This is a genomic window from Spirosoma endbachense (assembly GCF_010233585.1).
Taxonomy (GTDB): domain Bacteria; phylum Bacteroidota; class Bacteroidia; order Cytophagales; family Spirosomataceae; genus Spirosoma; species Spirosoma endbachense.
On record NZ_CP045997.1, the window covers coordinates 1757960 to 1772791 of the forward strand.

Here is a 14832-nt window from a genome sequence, read left to right on the forward strand (position 1 = left end):
CCAATGTCTGACCAGTATAGGAACGTTTCCCGTAGCGCCATGCGACAGTTCTATGCTTACCACTATAACTGCTTCACTTAGTAACGCTAAAAATCTACTGAGGCCACATACACGGTACATTGGGAACAGCTAATTTCGCGGGAAACCAACCATTCCTCATGATCCGGCATTTTCTGTTTCCAATTGTTCTACTCTTTTCTGCTCCACTATTCGCTCAACAAAAGGTAACTCAGTCATCCAATCGAAGATCAGCGGCCAGTCTTCGCAACCAGATCGAGCAAATCGCTGGTACCGCTCAGGGGCGTGTAGGTGTTGCGGCAATGCTGCTTGAAACTGGCGAATCGGTAGCCCTTTTGGGTGATCAGCGGTTTCCGATGCAAAGCGTTTATAAAATGCCCATAGGCATGGCCGTGTTGCGTCTGGTTGATCAGGGGAAGTTAACACTTGACCAGAAAGTACGTGTTGAGACGACCGAGTATGTCTCCCAAAGGCAGCATAGCCCAATGCGTGACCAGTTTCCGAAGGGCACCGATGTAAGCGTATCCGAGTTGTTACGCTACTCGGTTTCAGAAAGCGACGGTTCTGCCAGTGACGTTCTCATGCGTCTGGCCGGTGGACCAAAGTCGATCATGGCTTATTTCAAAAGCCTGGGCATTAAAGACATCATTATCGCAAACACGGAGAAAGAAATCGGTGGAGACAACGCGGTGCAATATCGCAACTGGGCAAAACCAACGGAGGTGGTAGGGTTGTTGCGTCTTTTTCAGCAAGGGCGCGGGCTGTCCAAATCCAGCCGGGCTTTATTGTTACGCCTGATGACTGAAACAGAAACCGGCCTACATAGGCTGAAAGGCCAATTACCGGCCGAGACTGTTGTAGCCCATAAAACCGGAACTTCCTGGACAGTAGACGGCGTAACCGCAGCGACCAACGATATAGGTCTGATTACACTCCCGACAGGTCAACACATCGCCCTTGCCGTATTTGTTTCGGATTCAAAAGCGGACGAGAAAACGCGGGAGGCCGTGATAGCTCAAATTGCTCTGGCAACCTGGGATTTCTGGAAATAGTAACGGGCAAATGTCTCGACTCTTCATCCTAAACAGGCTTTTGAGAATGGCCCATCCTTATTTGTTTACATAGTGGTAACAGAATTTCCAGGCCATCCTGGTAGCTTTGTCATGGAACGTTCTCTCTTTAGATTCTCTATGATACAGTCGTTACGAATAACTCAATTGATCCGGCTCTGTACGTTGGTTTGCGGGCTTATCACGACAGCCTACGCGCAGTCCGATGGTACTTTAGTGCGGGGTCCATACCTGCAAAAAGCAACGCCAACCAGCATAACATTCCGTTGGCGCACCAATCCGGCATCGGTCGGTGTTGTCCGTTTTGGTTCTTCGGCCGGAAAGCTTACCAAAACGACCAGTGAAACCGAAAGTCGCACGGATCATGAAGTCACGCTGACTGGCCTAACACCAAATACGAAATATTTTTATTCGGTTGGCACCGCAACGGCTTCATTACAAGGCAGCGATCAGAACTATTTTTATACGTTCCCGACCGAAGGAACAGCCAAGAAAACGCGGATCTGGTCATTGGGCGATTTTGGTAATCGCTCGGCGCGGCAATACAACGTAAAAAATGCCTTTAAAAATTATGTGCAAAGTATTGGCGATCCCTACATCGACCTTTGGCTCTGGCTTGGCGACAATGCCTATAACCGGGGGCAGGATTCTGAATATCAGGCGAATGTATTCAGTTCCGATACGGGATATAGCAACGATCGGTTCATGAAGCAAACGCCTATTTTTGCAACGCCCGGCAACCATGATTACGCCGGTAATAACAACTTGCGGGTAAGCCTCGACATCCCTTATTATCAGGTTGTTTCGCATCCCACCAACGCCGAAGCAGGAGGAGTTCCTTCTGGCTCGGAGTCCTATTACTCTTTTAATTACGGTAACATCCACTTCGTTAGTCTGGACTCTGATCGTTACGACGATAGTACGTTCAAAGCGTCGAATGTGCGATTTGGCGAAGGGAGCCCACAACTTGCGTGGCTCAAACGGGACTTGACAGCCGCCCAAAACAATGCCAACATTACCTGGGTCATTGCCTATTGGCATCACCCGCCTTATACCAAAGGCACACATGACTCAGACACAGAGAAACAGCTTCGGGACGTTCGGATGAATTTACTACCCGTCCTGGAGCAGTTTAATGTTGATCTGGTGATGTGCGGCCATAGCCACGTCTATGAACGTTCAGGACTACTCAAAGGGCATTACGGCGACGAACTTACCTTTGATGCAAGTCAGCATATTACAGCCAGCGCAAAAACGGATCTGAGCTCCGGTTCGAATGCAGCTGAGAAGAAGTCCTTTTTTGTTAAAAACCGTAAAGCTACTGCCAACGAAGGGACCATATATGTGGTGAACGGAGACGGTGGTGCGGGTGGAGGTCACATAAAAACGGGTACTGCCCAGTGGCCGCATAATGCCATGGATGTTTCGTATGATGGGACAGGCGGGTCGATGTACATCGAAGTCGACGGCGATAAACTGGTCGCAAAAATGATTGCTGGTGATGGTTCGATTCAGGATCAGTTCACCATCAGTAAAGAAGCAAGCCGTTCACGGCCTAAATAGCCCAAAGTAAAGCAGACGGGGACTGCATTTCCCGTCTGCCTTACCCAACTGGCCTGGTAAACGACCGATACCAGCTTCCAGCAGCACCTGCCCATCCGAGGGCCAACCAGGCGCCTACAGGTAAGCCAAACATAATGATCAGTAAGCCGCCAATAAATCCGGCAAATATGCCGGACAGCCAGCGCTCGGGCAAAATAGCATGACCATAGGCGAGACTGTGCAACAACAGTAACCAACCCCACCCGGTCAGCCAGAGCCACACGACATAATCGAGCCGGACCTCAGCCGGGCAATTGCGTACCAGGATCAATAATTCGGGTAACCAGATCAGACCATAGGTGAGCACATATCGCCCGAACCGCTGAATCCACGACAGCGGCAAATTATTCAGTATCAGCAAATAGCGACGCTCAAAGGCACTCACCTGCCCTCCCACCTGCGAATGGGCCAGTACGGCCAGCAACAACCCAATAAGCAGTAAACGCTGATCATAGTCGTCGGTGGGATAAAGCCGACAAACACCGGCCAGCAACAGACCAGAAAAGGCTTTCGTCAGTAAAAGAGACAAGGGTTCGTGTTTCAGCCAATAGGCTGGGAAAAAGAATTCATACCGCAATTTCAGCGCCAGTCGAGGCAAACGAATAGCACTGGGGGCCGGATGGCGTAACCGATAATCAGCCGCCAACGACCCGGCCAGAATCAATCCCAAAATAAACAGAACAATGGCGCTGAATGAATCCCATCGCTGGTAAGAAACGGCAATTTGCAGCATCCAGCCCGCATACCCAATTACAGGAAATAACAAACTGGTTTGAATGATTAGCCACATGACACCTCGTTGGGGCGTGGGCAGAAGCCAGAATGTTTGCAGGAAAAGGTGTTCAGGGGCCGTTAGCTGCTCACGGGTAAAGGCTATCGTTTTTAGCAGATACAATCCCCATAATACAAAAATCAGCGCCAGAAAAAACGGAGAACCCAGAGCCGCAGTGATCAGCGCTTTGTGTTCAACACTGCTTAAAAACCCAAATGCAATCAGCAGAATCACCAGAAAAGTACCGGCGTTTTTGGTGTAGAACTGGGCGACAAAAATTCGGTTCAGGGTAGTCAGCATTGTCGATCAGGTAGCCGGAACAATAACACCATCGCCCACTTGCCAGACATTCGTGATCGATAACCCCGTCAGGCTAACGTCCTGATGAGACGTGAGCAGGAACGAAACGTTTTGACTGGTCGTGAGTTGCCGGATAAACTCAAATAAAGTAGCCGCTGTAGCCACGTCGAGAGTCGTCAGTGGTTCGTCCAGTAAAACGAGGGCAGGCTTGCCCAGCAAGGCCAACAGTAACGACAGCTTTTTAAGCATTCCGCTCGAAAAAGTGCCCGTTGTCTGCTTCCAGAATTTGTTTACACCCAGCATTTCGGCCAGCATTTCCACTTGCCCGGCGGGCGACTGCTTGGCCTGTGCGACAAATCCTGCCAGATCACGGGCCGTCAGAAAATCAGGATAGAGTGGTTCGGCTTCGGCATAATTCACCCGCATCCGATAAGCCACCGGATCACGGCTGATTTCGTATTGGCTATTGAGCGTAATCGTTCCAAAAAAAGGCAATAATCCGGCTACAGTCCGAAAGAACGTGGTTTTGCCCGAACCATTTCCGCCCCGAAAATAATGAATACCGGGTGACAGATCTAATTCGGGGACAGTCAGAACAGTGTGCCCGTTATAGGCTTTGGTGAGGTTAGAAACGGAAAGCAAAGAAAGACAGTTTATGGTGCTCGATCTATCGTTTACGGTTTATGGTCCTGAAACGAAGCTTTGGCATTCGTTTCAGGACCATAAACCGTAAACCGGTCTTATGCTTTATAAAACACCCACTTCGATAACTCTTTATAGGTCACTTTTTTACCATACATCAGGATGCCGACCCGGTAAATGCGGGCAGCCAGCCAGGTTGTACCCATAAAACCCAGGACTAATAAAATCATGGAGAGAATTAACTCCCAGGCGGGCACTCCAAACGGAATCCGAACCATCATGACAACGGGCGAGGTAAACGGAATAATCGATGTCCAGAAAGCCAGCGCACCATCGGGGTCGCGAATCACAAACTGGGCTACAGCTATGGCCCCTATAATCGGAAGGGTAATGGGAAACATAAACTGCTGCGTTTCGGTCTCGTTATCGACGGCGGCTCCGACTGCCCCAAACAAGGCACTATACAGCAGATATCCACCGAGGAAATAGAACAAAAAGCAACCAACGATCAGGGGGATATTGAGGGTTTCAACCGCATGAAGTACACTGGTTACGACACTTCCCTTCCCGGTATCAACGGCCGTAGCAGTGGGGGCCATCGCTCCCGACGATTGCATGGCCTGTCGCCCCCGATCGGCTTTGTCGCCCACCAAGGCTCCTCCTACCGTAAAGAGGCCAACGGTTAACAGAATCCAGAGCATAAACTGAGTTAACCCTACCAGGGCGACGCCCAGTATTTTCCCGAGCATTAGCTGGAACGGCTTCACCGACGAGATGATCACTTCGACAATGCGGCTGGTTTTCTCTTCCATAACACCGCGCATCACCTGCGTTCCATAAATAAACACCGATATATAGATCATAAAGGCGCAGAAATAGCCAATAATCGTCATGGCGATTGCATTGCTGCTCCGTTCTCCACCATCGCTCAAACTGATGGTCTGCGCATCTACGTTTACTTTGGCATCCTGAATCACTTTCTGGGTAATGCCAGCCTGACTCAGTTTGATGGTCTCTATCTCTTTGGAAATTGCCCGTTCAATGTTGCTCTGCAAAGCCATACTTACGCTTTTCTCCGCAAAAATCTGTACTGTTTTGGGCTCATCGATCACATCTTTGGGGATGAAAACCAGCGCATCATAACCCTGCTTGACAAAGACTTTTTTAGCGGCCCCCAGCGATTGCTTGGGGTACGAATAAACCGTCTCGTCGTCATTTTTGAACTTCCCGGCAAACCGTCCGCTCTCATCGACAACGACAATTTTCTTTTGGTTGATCGAACTGACTGCTGCCCAGCCAATAATGGCATAAAAGCCAAAAATCAGCAGTGGTCCCAGAATCGTCATCACCAGAAACGACCGCTTACGAACCCGTGTCAGGTATTCGCGTTTGATAATCAAGTAAATGATATTCATTTTAAATGAGTTAAAGAGTGGCTGATGAACGAGTGAGAGAACAGCATTCGGTATGCTATTCGCCCTTTCACGGATTCGTTCTTTCAATCATTGGTTTCGCCTACAGCCTGAATAAAAATATCGTTCATACTGGGAATATTCTCACCGAATGATCGAACCGCTATACGGTCGAGCAGGTGACGTATAAGCTCGTTCACGGCCGCATCGGGAGGAATCCGAATGTCAGCACGAAGAAAGTCACCTTCGACGGGCCAGGTGTTCAGAACGTCAAAAGCCGGAGGCAGATCGCCCAGCGTTCCCTGGTATTCGACGTGGTAGGTATGGGTTTTAAATTGCTCCTTAATCGCTCGCTTTGACCCATCCAGCACCTTATGCGACCGGTTGATTAAGGCAATATTATCGCAGAGTTCTTCAACAGACTCCATGCGGTGGGTGGAGAAAATAATCGTTTTGCCCTTATCCCGTAACTCCAGAATTTCGTCTTTTATCAGATTGGCATTGATGGGATCGAACCCTGAAAATGGCTCATCGAGAATGATCAGGTCGGGTTCGTGCATAACCGTTGCCACAAACTGAACCTTTTGCTGCATCCCTTTTGAGAGGTCCTGAATTTGTTTGTTCCACCAGGTTTTGATATCAAATTTGATGAACCAGATCTTCAGTTTCTCCATCGCTTCCTTCTCGCTGAGCCCTTTGAGCTGAGCCAGGTAAAGCAGCTGTTCGCCGACCTTCATTTTTTTATAGAGGCCGCGTTCTTCAGGCAAATAACCAATCCGCCGAATATGATCAGGCTTCAGCCGTTCTCCTCCCAAAATAACTTCGCCGGAATCGGGGGCTGTAATTTGATTGATAATGCGGATAAGTGATGTTTTGCCTGCACCATTTGGGCCAAGCAGTCCAAAAATACATCCCTGTGGAACGGTCAGACTAACGTCGTCTAAAGCCCGATGTTCGGCATATTGCTTAACAATGTGATGGGTTTCGAGAATATTCATTCAGTTCAGGTTAATCGTTGGCACTTTCTATGAGCTAAACTACGGATATAGATTATGATGGGGCAATCAATTTACGGATGAACTGTCTCTCTGGTATACGGGCGGTCAAAAAAAAAGGTCACGACTGAAAAGCCATGACCCAATAAGTCAATTAAAAGTGTGCGACAGTATCAATTGTAGTAATCGCGAACCTGAAACAGCAGCATCAGGAATAACAGGCCAAAGAGCAGTCCCACCAGATTAAATACGACCACGCTGCTCACGATACCGATTAATTGAACATAGTAGCTGAATACCCATCCCGACCGTTTCCGATTGAACAGACCCGGCAAAGCCAGTATGCCAAGTACTAAACCTGCCAGCGAAAATATCATGGAAATCGTATAACCCAGGCCAGCACCAAACCCACCTGCGTAGGAGGCTGGCACTAAAAAGGTACCTAAACCCAGAAAAGCAAGGATGGCGGGTAATGCTAAAACCAATAACACCAGGGTGACAATAGGCCAGTACTTTACAAATCCTTCCCGAAAATTGATCGGAAATTGAAAAGGTGCCTTCGTTGTAAAATAGGGAGCTAGTTCGGCCTCCAGTATGGCAGATTGAGCCATAAGTAATTGAGATAAGGGTTAATAACAAACAAATCGCATCAAACAGTTAAACGTATATCGTTTATTCTTTTTTGTTACGTCGGCCAGCTGAAGAAGCTGACCGACGTACTATAAATCATGCTTGACCTTAAGCCTTTACTACAATTGTTTTAGCCCATTTATCGCCAAACCGTTTGCCTTCATCACCAAATACCATCAGTGCGTCTACCAGATTAAAAAATGGAATCAACAGCGATACCTGCCGGGTGATGGCCGTGCCATAATCACCAAGCAGACTGGCGCCCGTATCTTCTTTGATCACCTTAATGCCCATTAGTTTTTTGCCAATACTCTGGCCTCCTAAAAATCCCGCTGTAGCAGGTAACGCGTCTTTTGTGAGTAGGTAGCCAATGGCAATAACATACCCGATCATGGCTAGATTATAGGATACCGTAAAAAACAGCCAGACAGGTATATTCCCGATTATACCGTCAATAAATGCAGCAATGAAACGTTGTAGCGGAGTAGCTTTAACGTAAGTTGTGACGGGGGTGTAAGCAGATTGCACAGTTGTTTTAGGTTTAGAGTGAACTAACTAATTATCACCTCCAACCTACAAAAAGGTGGTATAACACCAATGCAATATTGTATAAAGTGCAAACTGTTTATTAAGCGGTAATCTCTTCTGACTCAACAGGCTGCGTCCTGAACTCGCCCTCCCATTTTGAGATAACACAGGTTGCTACGGCATTTCCAGCTACGCTGGTTGCACTACGTCCCATATCAAGTACCTGATCGATTCCCAGCAGTAGGGCCAGCCCTTCGATGGGAAGATTGAACAACGACATCGTACCGGCAATGACCACCAGAGATGCCCTTGGTACTCCGGCAATACCTTTAGAGGTAATCATGAGCGTTAGCATCATGGTAATTTGCTGTTCCAGGCTAAGGGGTACGTGATAAGCCTGTGCAATGAAGGCTGTAGCAAACGTCATGTACAGCATCGACCCATCGAGGTTGAACGAATAGCCCAATGGTAATACGAACGAGATGATCCGCTCAGAGCAGCCAAATCGACGCAGGGCCTCAATGGTTTGCGGAAAGGAGGCTTCTGAACTGGCGGTACTGAATGATAGAATGATAGCCGAACGAACTTCCTTCAGCAGTGCGATGTAGGGAATTCGGACTACCAGGCAAATTACAGCCAATACGACAAAAACGAAGAACGCAAGACCACCGAAAAAGCATAAAATCAGATAGACATAACCCGTCAGGATGCCCAGGCCCTGCTTGGCAACCACTGCCGCAATAGCACCTAATACGCCAAACGGCGCAAACGCCATCACATAACTGGTGACCTTGAACATAATATGCGACAGCGCATCGAGGGCTTTAATAATAACTTTCCCCTGCGCCCCTACTGACCCAACCGCAATCCCAAAGAAAATACTAAATACAACGATCTGGAGAATTTCATTGGTGGCCATCGCGTCAATAAAACTTGTCGGAACGATGTGCTCGATAAAATTATCGAACGTCAGTTTCTTGACCTCAACCCCCGTGTCGGTTCCTTTAACGGGCAAGGGTAAACTCATGACTTCGCCCGGCTTCATGATATTTACAACCAGTAACCCAACTACCAGCGATAGAATCGTAGCAAAATAGAAATAGGCTAATGTTTTGAGACCAATTCGGCCTACTGTACCAAAATCGCCAAGTTTAGCAATCCCAACCACCAGCGTAGCGAACACCAGCGGCCCAATAATCATTTTGATGAGCCGGAGAAAAATCTTTGACAGGATGTTCAGATCAGTTCCCGAAAATCCGGAATCGGTATCTGGGAAAAAATAACCGATCAGGATGCCGAGCACCATGCCCAGAAAAATACGAGTAGTTAGATTGGGGAGTTTCATGCAAACAGGTCAAGTAGCCGTATTGACAAAAGTAGCAGAAACCGGGCACTCGTGAAAGCGTGTGGCCGTAAAGTAACGCCCTTAACGTCCACCTTATAGCCTCTTTCAGCCCCGAAACTACCGGCTAGTAAACTTTTTTTTTGCAAAAGCCAATTTCATGCTGTAATATGCACTTTAACTAGCGAGCCAATTGACAACTAACTGCTTACTTAAATGTTCGTTTATAGATAGGTTTCCTATACGCAAACAGAAGCCATAGTAGCGGATAAATCAAAAGATCCGTAAGACGGAATGGTGTCCGAAAAACGATATCATCAATGATAATAGTACCTCCATCCGAGTTGCGTAAAAGCCGGTGATGGTGCTGCCAGTAAGCCAGAAAAAAAGGAAGGCGAGTCCCCTGATCAACAAAATAGATTTCGTTATCCGTTGTTTGCTGGTCAACAATCAGGCTAATCCAGTCCTGACGGAAGAGCAGGAAATTAAGCCGCAAATGAACGACGTCTCCTTTTAGACAACCATCAAACCGCATAACTTCAACAGGCGGAAATGGCGGACTAAGTCGATCAAATAATGAACTGTTAAATCCCTGCCAAACTTTGGTCAGGGGCTGGTTAACACGGGTTTTGAGCAAGAGATGCATACGCTGAATCCGGTAAGGAAAAACCGAATGGGATCAAAAGTTTACTTTTTTAAAACACTACTCCTAAACCAAATAAGCATAGCTACTTACGCTAAGTTTGTGTCTATACTCGTTTATTTATCAGGAATAACCCTGGGGTATATGCATCGGCGTGCACAGTGGCTGTTTACTTTACTGTTTCTTGTTGTTGCAGACCATTCAGGATGGGCTGAAGTACCTGGTACCGATTACCTTACCACACAGAGTGGCCTGCCTCAGGGTGTCATTAAATCGATGCTCCAAGATCACCGTGGCTTTATCTGGCTGGCCACCCGCGATGGTCTGTGCCGATATGATGGAGTCCGGTTTAAAACGTATCATCACGACCCGCATAATGCGCAATCGCCGTCTTTCAGCAGTATTTTTGAAATTCGGGAAGATGTACAGGGAACGCTTTGGACACGTACTGAAAATAATAACGTCGATCATTTTAACCCTGTCACTGAACAAACCCAACGGGTTTCAGACTCACCTGCTTTTCGTAAAATCGTAAACCGGAACCTGCTCACGTCTATTTACCCCGACCGTCGCGGCAATGTCTGGGTGGCGACCCAAACCAATGGCTTCTTTCGGCTGAGCCCTACAGGTGTTATTAGCCACCGAAACTGGTCAATAAAAAACGATACTGTTCAGCATCGAATTGATGCCTTACTCGTTGATCGTCATGGTTATCTTTGGGTAGCTACCTCCGACGGCCTGTACCGATATGACCCAACTGCACAACAATTTACGGTCTTCCATACGGTAAACGGATTACCCCGTAATGATGTTCGTGGGCTTCGCGAACGCACCAATGGCGAGCTAATCCTGAGTTTCCCGGGTCAAATTGCCGTGTTCAACCCAAACGGCGGCATTATCCACCGAATAACTCCGATCGTCGATCAACCGCTTGAGCCACCCTTACTTACCGGCGACTCTCGAGGGAATGATTACGTCAATCTTTTCCAGTACACCGACCAGACGGGCCTTTTACCACTCCCTACCGACCCTCAACTGGTCCATAGCCATCCCCAGTCCATGCTGGTCGATCAATCCAATGTACTCTGGATAGGCACAAATGGGAAAGGCGTCGTCAAGTACGATCTCAACAAACGACCCTTTCAGGGATGGCCATACGCCATTAATTTTCAAATCGATTGGATTAACCAGCAGCTAGGCATACCCATTACAACCATTCCACCAGAAGTCAGGCGGCAGGACCCGATTTCGCTCAGGTATCAATTAGACCGGCAAAAAAATCTATGGATCGGCGGCTTAAAAGCTCCTTTATATCGCTACAGTGCAGCCCAACATCAGTTTGATGCCATTCCGCCAACGGGCATTGCCCCGCGCTGGTTACCCGGCGGATTATTTCGTCTCTCAACATTAACCACGGGGCCAGAAGGCGAATTATGGGGACTTCTGGGCTCTGATGCACGGGCAGCGGTCCGTTATGATCAGGCCCAACAATCATTTACGGCTTTTCCTTTGCCATTGCCCGTTGGTCATCCGTATGAAATAATGGCGATGACGGTAGATGGTGGCCGCATCTATTTAGCGACCCAAAATCATGGATTACTTCGGGCCGATCTGGCCGATAAACGACTGATACACTGGCGGGAGAACCCTAACGACCCTAATGCATTACCCATTAATTCATTACTTAGTTTAGCCCAGGACCCTGTCCACTATAATTTTCTGTGGATCGGAACGTATGGCAATGGGCTGTGCCGTCTGGATAAACATACTGGCAAAATCCGCAGCTTTACCGTTCGAAACGGCTTGCCTAATAACGTCGTCTATGGCATTCGTCCTGATGCTGACGGCCATCTCTGGCTCAGCACAAACAGGGGGCTTTGCCGGTTTGATACGCGTACCTTCGAAGTGCGAAACTATACGACCGATGATGGGCTGCCCAGCGACGAATTCAATCGTTTCCATGACATCTCTTTATCCGACGGGCGGATCATTTTTGGGGGTAGTAATGGGTATACAGCCTTCTATCCACGTCGTGTCATCGACGATCATTTCAAGCCCGTTGTTGCCCTGACCTCATTGCGTATAAACAACCAGCCAGTTGGTGTAACGGACCCCGAATCACCTCTTTCACAAGACATTAACGAAACGCGCGAAATTACGCTTAACCATCAGCAGAACTTCTTATCGTTCGATTTTGCGGCTTTGCAATTCAACCACAGCGGCAAAAACCAGTATCGATACAAATTGATAGGGCTCGATAACGACTGGATTTATAATGGCAATCAGGCGACTGCAACTTACACAAACCTGCCACCTGCCACGTACACATTCATCGTTAATGCCTCAAATACTTCGGGAGTCTGGAGCCCCAATACGCACCAGATCCGAATTGTAATTAAGCCCGCGCCCTGGGCAACCTGGTGGGCTTATACCGGGTACGCCTTATTATTGCTGGGGGCTATCGTCGCTTTTGTACGAATTCGCATCAATCGGGTTCGCTTGCAAAGCCGCATGGAATTGCGGGAGCAGGAATCAGTGCAGTTGAAAAACATCGACGAAATCAAATCCCGGTTCTTTGCCAATATTACGCATGAGTTCCGTACGCCGTTAACGCTTATTCTGACTCCACTTGAACAATTATTGCGGGAAGTCAGCGATCCGCAGCATAACAACCGTCTGGCCATGGTTCATCGGAACGCCAGTCAGTTATTACGGCTCATTAACGAACTGCTCGATCTGGCTAAACTCGAAACGGGTACGCTGACGGTTACACCAACCCAGGGTGACTTAGCCGAATTTCTGGAGCGTACCATTACGGCATTTGACCCGGAAGCACAGCGAAAAGGCATCAGGCTGCGGGTTCATTATCAGTTAGCGCAACGGCTATACTGGTTCGACTCCGACAAGGTCGAAAAGATCCTTAATAACCTTCTGGCCAATGCATTAAAATTTACCGACAGGAATGGCACCATTGACGTTGATTTTTTCACCTTTGGAGGGCCTAACCTCCCGGCATCGGTAGACTCACCAATACCGGGAAGTATGCTCAGATTAATCGTCAAGGATACTGGAATTGGCATTCCGGACCATAAACTACCCCTCATTTTCAATCGTTTTTATCAGGTTAATCAGACAGATAAGCCAGATCTGATTGGATCAGGTATTGGCCTGGCTTTAGTGAAAGAGCTGGTCGATATAATGCAGGGCACCATTCAGGTAGAAAGCCAGTCCGGGAAAGGGTCAACATTCACGGTCGAAATTCCCTGTCTGCCAGCACATTCCGCAGGAACGTTGGCCGACATAGCCATCGACAATCCAGATCTGGTCCTGGAACCGAGCCTTGCAGGGCTATACGACACAAACACTTCCTCAGACGATCTGCCCCATCTGTTATTGGTGGAAGATAATGACGAAATCGCTGAATTTGTGACTGATATTCTCCGCGCTGACTGGCATATTCAGCGTGCCAGCAACGGTCAGCAGGGCATTGATGCAGCCCTTGCCGACGGCCCCGATCTGGTCATTAGTGATGTATTGATGCCCGAACTGGATGGCTATGAGCTATGTCGGCAATTAAAAAGTAATCCAATTACAAACCATATCCCAATTCTGCTGCTGACCGCTAAATCGTCCATCGAAAGCCGGGTAGAAGGGCTGGCAGCCGGAGCTGATGATTACCTGGCGAAACCATTCCAGATCGATGAACTCCGCTGGCGCGTTAAAAATCGCCTGGAACAACAACGTCGGTTCAGTCAGCACTTCCGAACGAGACTATTGAGCGAAGGGCATGTCCCCACAGTCAGTTCTGTTCCGGAAGATGAGTTCATGAATAAAGTCTATGCTGTTCTCAACGCCCGCCTTGGCGATTCAACGTTTGGGGTAGAGCCAATGGCCGCAGCCGTCAACATGAGTCGGATGCACCTTAACCGAAAAGTGAAGGCTATGACTGGTCTTTCGCCTAATGAACTGATCCGGGCAGTTCGGTTAAACCGGGCTAGTGAAATGCTACTAACGAACGTTTCCATTTCAGACGTGGCCTATGCAGTTGGCTTCGATACACCTGCTTACTTCTCAAAAGTATTTAAAGAGCAGCATGGCCTTACTCCTTCTGAATACGTCGAGCAGAATCGACAGAAGTCGCCACAAAGCTAAAGTTGTTTTACGGCTACCGCTCAATAAAGAAAGGCCCGGATTCATATTCGGGCCTTTCTTTATTGAGCGGGCAGTAACTATTACTCTATAAAAACCAGTCAGTTAGCCTATATGTTACAAATTTCATAGTGCTTGTTACGAATGAGCAAGACATTGGTATTCTTCCTTATTAACATTGCATCATCTTCTTTTCAAGCCAAAGGCTAGCACCGTTAAAACACGTAGTAATCATGACCTATGCATCATCTGTCGTATCTTCGGCACGTACTTCTCCAGTCGAATGGCCACCGCTAAAATTGTATCTACGTGAGACAGGACGTCAATCTTTTCCCGTTTCTGATCTGGTCTATATGCAGGCGGTTGCCAATTACAGCTGGCTGAACTGGATGGATGGTCGACGAATGTTGATGCCACGCACGCTGAAATATTACATGCCCAAATTACCAACCGAATGGTTTATCCGACTACACCGCAACTGTGTGGTTAATCGTCGGTATGTTGAGCGGTTGGAGCGCACCGACACGGGCGGCCTGGTTCACCTGACAACGGGCGATGTATTGCCCGTATCACGTCGACGTTGGAGTAGCGTTCGGCGTCAGTTAGTCAATAATATGCCACACTTGAATTAGTTAAGCGGTTTTTCGCTTCTTATTACACCCACATTAACCGAGAAAAGCGAAGGACTCAACCAATATTGGCTGAGTCCTTCGCTTTTCTATTCGCAAA

Annotated in this window: 12 protein-coding genes; 4 read left to right on the forward strand and 8 right to left on the reverse strand. The window is 48.0% G+C overall.

Annotated elements, in window-relative coordinates; genetic code table 11:
* Nucleotides 1-158 precede the first annotated feature (158 nt).
* Entirely contained in the window at nucleotides 159-1070 is a 912-nt protein-coding gene (bla, locus tag GJR95_RS06885) for a class A beta-lactamase (protein WP_162385172.1), read from the forward strand.
* Between the two features lie 138 nt (nucleotides 1071-1208).
* Nucleotides 1209-2651 (forward strand): purple acid phosphatase family protein, encoded by a 1443-nt coding sequence (locus tag GJR95_RS06890; RefSeq protein ID WP_162385173.1) that lies wholly within the window; start codon nucleotides 1209-1211, stop codon nucleotides 2649-2651.
* Between the two features lie 40 nt (nucleotides 2652-2691).
* On the opposite strand, the gene GJR95_RS06895 is transcribed toward GJR95_RS06890, so the two are convergent.
* The 8 genes from GJR95_RS06895 to GJR95_RS06930 all read right to left on the reverse strand — a co-directional run bounded on the left by GJR95_RS06895 (nucleotide 2692) and on the right by GJR95_RS06930 (nucleotide 9957).
* Nucleotides 2692-3762: a hypothetical protein gene (locus GJR95_RS06895; protein WP_162385174.1), complete on the reverse strand. Its 1071-nt coding sequence runs from the start codon at nucleotides 3760-3762 to the stop codon at nucleotides 2692-2694.
* A gap of 6 nt (nucleotides 3763-3768) precedes the next feature.
* Nucleotides 3769-4404: an ABC transporter ATP-binding protein gene (locus GJR95_RS06900; RefSeq protein ID WP_162385175.1), complete on the reverse strand. Its 636-nt coding sequence runs from the start codon at nucleotides 4402-4404 to the stop codon at nucleotides 3769-3771.
* A gap of 98 nt (nucleotides 4405-4502) precedes the next feature.
* Nucleotides 4503-5819 carry an ABC transporter permease gene (locus GJR95_RS06905; RefSeq protein ID WP_162385176.1) on the reverse strand — a complete coding sequence of 439 codons (1317 nt, stop codon included), beginning with the start codon at nucleotides 5817-5819 and terminating at the stop codon, nucleotides 4503-4505.
* 83 nt (nucleotides 5820-5902) lie between these two features.
* Nucleotides 5903-6814 (reverse strand): ABC transporter ATP-binding protein, encoded by a 912-nt coding sequence (locus tag GJR95_RS06910; protein WP_162385177.1) that lies wholly within the window; start codon nucleotides 6812-6814, stop codon nucleotides 5903-5905.
* A 170-nt stretch (nucleotides 6815-6984) separates the two neighbouring features.
* Nucleotides 6985-7422, reverse strand: coding sequence for a chromate transporter (locus GJR95_RS06915; protein WP_162385178.1), 438 nt, complete (start codon nucleotides 7420-7422; stop codon nucleotides 6985-6987).
* A 127-nt stretch (nucleotides 7423-7549) separates the two neighbouring features.
* Complete coding sequence (locus GJR95_RS06920) at nucleotides 7550-7969, reverse strand: RDD family protein (RefSeq protein WP_162385179.1); 420 nt, start codon at nucleotides 7967-7969, stop codon at nucleotides 7550-7552.
* A gap of 100 nt (nucleotides 7970-8069) precedes the next feature.
* Complete coding sequence (locus tag GJR95_RS06925; protein ID WP_162385180.1) at nucleotides 8070-9314, reverse strand: dicarboxylate/amino acid:cation symporter; 1245 nt, start codon at nucleotides 9312-9314, stop codon at nucleotides 8070-8072.
* A 205-nt stretch (nucleotides 9315-9519) separates the two neighbouring features.
* A complete protein-coding gene (locus tag GJR95_RS06930) occupies nucleotides 9520-9957 on the reverse strand; it encodes an SRPBCC family protein (protein ID WP_162385181.1) in 438 nt (145 codons plus the stop codon).
* 141 nt (nucleotides 9958-10098) lie between these two features.
* Here GJR95_RS06930 and GJR95_RS06935 point away from each other — a divergent pair, with 141 nt between their 5' ends.
* On the forward strand, nucleotides 10099-14106 hold the full coding sequence (locus GJR95_RS06935) for a hybrid sensor histidine kinase/response regulator transcription factor (protein ID WP_162385182.1): 4008 nt from the start codon (nucleotides 10099-10101) through the stop codon (nucleotides 14104-14106).
* A 230-nt stretch (nucleotides 14107-14336) separates the two neighbouring features.
* Entirely contained in the window at nucleotides 14337-14735 is a 399-nt protein-coding gene (locus tag GJR95_RS06940; protein WP_162385183.1) for a LytR/AlgR family response regulator transcription factor, read from the forward strand.
* Nucleotides 14736-14832: the final 97 nt, after the last annotated feature.

Bases quoted from the DNA above. Each gene is read 5' to 3' on its own strand.
- GJR95_RS06940 (WP_162385183.1), top strand. From the start codon at position 14,337: ATGACCTATGCATCATCTGTCGTATCTTCGGCACGTACTTCTCCAGTC.
- GJR95_RS06905 (WP_162385176.1), bottom strand. From the start codon at position 5,819: ATGAATATCATTTACTTGATTATCAAACGCGAATACCTGACACGGGTT.
- GJR95_RS06890 (WP_162385173.1), top strand. From the start codon at position 1,209: ATGATACAGTCGTTACGAATAACTCAATTGATCCGGCTCTGTACGTTG.
- GJR95_RS06910 (WP_162385177.1), bottom strand. From the start codon at position 6,814: ATGAATATTCTCGAAACCCATCACATTGTTAAGCAATATGCCGAACAT.
- GJR95_RS06895 (WP_162385174.1), bottom strand. From the start codon at position 3,762: ATGCTGACTACCCTGAACCGAATTTTTGTCGCCCAGTTCTACACCAAA.
- GJR95_RS06935 (WP_162385182.1), top strand. From the start codon at position 10,099: ATGCATCGGCGTGCACAGTGGCTGTTTACTTTACTGTTTCTTGTTGTT.
- GJR95_RS06925 (WP_162385180.1), bottom strand. From the start codon at position 9,314: ATGAAACTCCCCAATCTAACTACTCGTATTTTTCTGGGCATGGTGCTC.
- GJR95_RS06930 (WP_162385181.1), bottom strand. From the start codon at position 9,957: ATGCATCTCTTGCTCAAAACCCGTGTTAACCAGCCCCTGACCAAAGTT.
- GJR95_RS06915 (WP_162385178.1), bottom strand. From the start codon at position 7,422: ATGGCTCAATCTGCCATACTGGAGGCCGAACTAGCTCCCTATTTTACA.
- bla (WP_162385172.1), top strand. From the start codon at position 159: ATGATCCGGCATTTTCTGTTTCCAATTGTTCTACTCTTTTCTGCTCCA.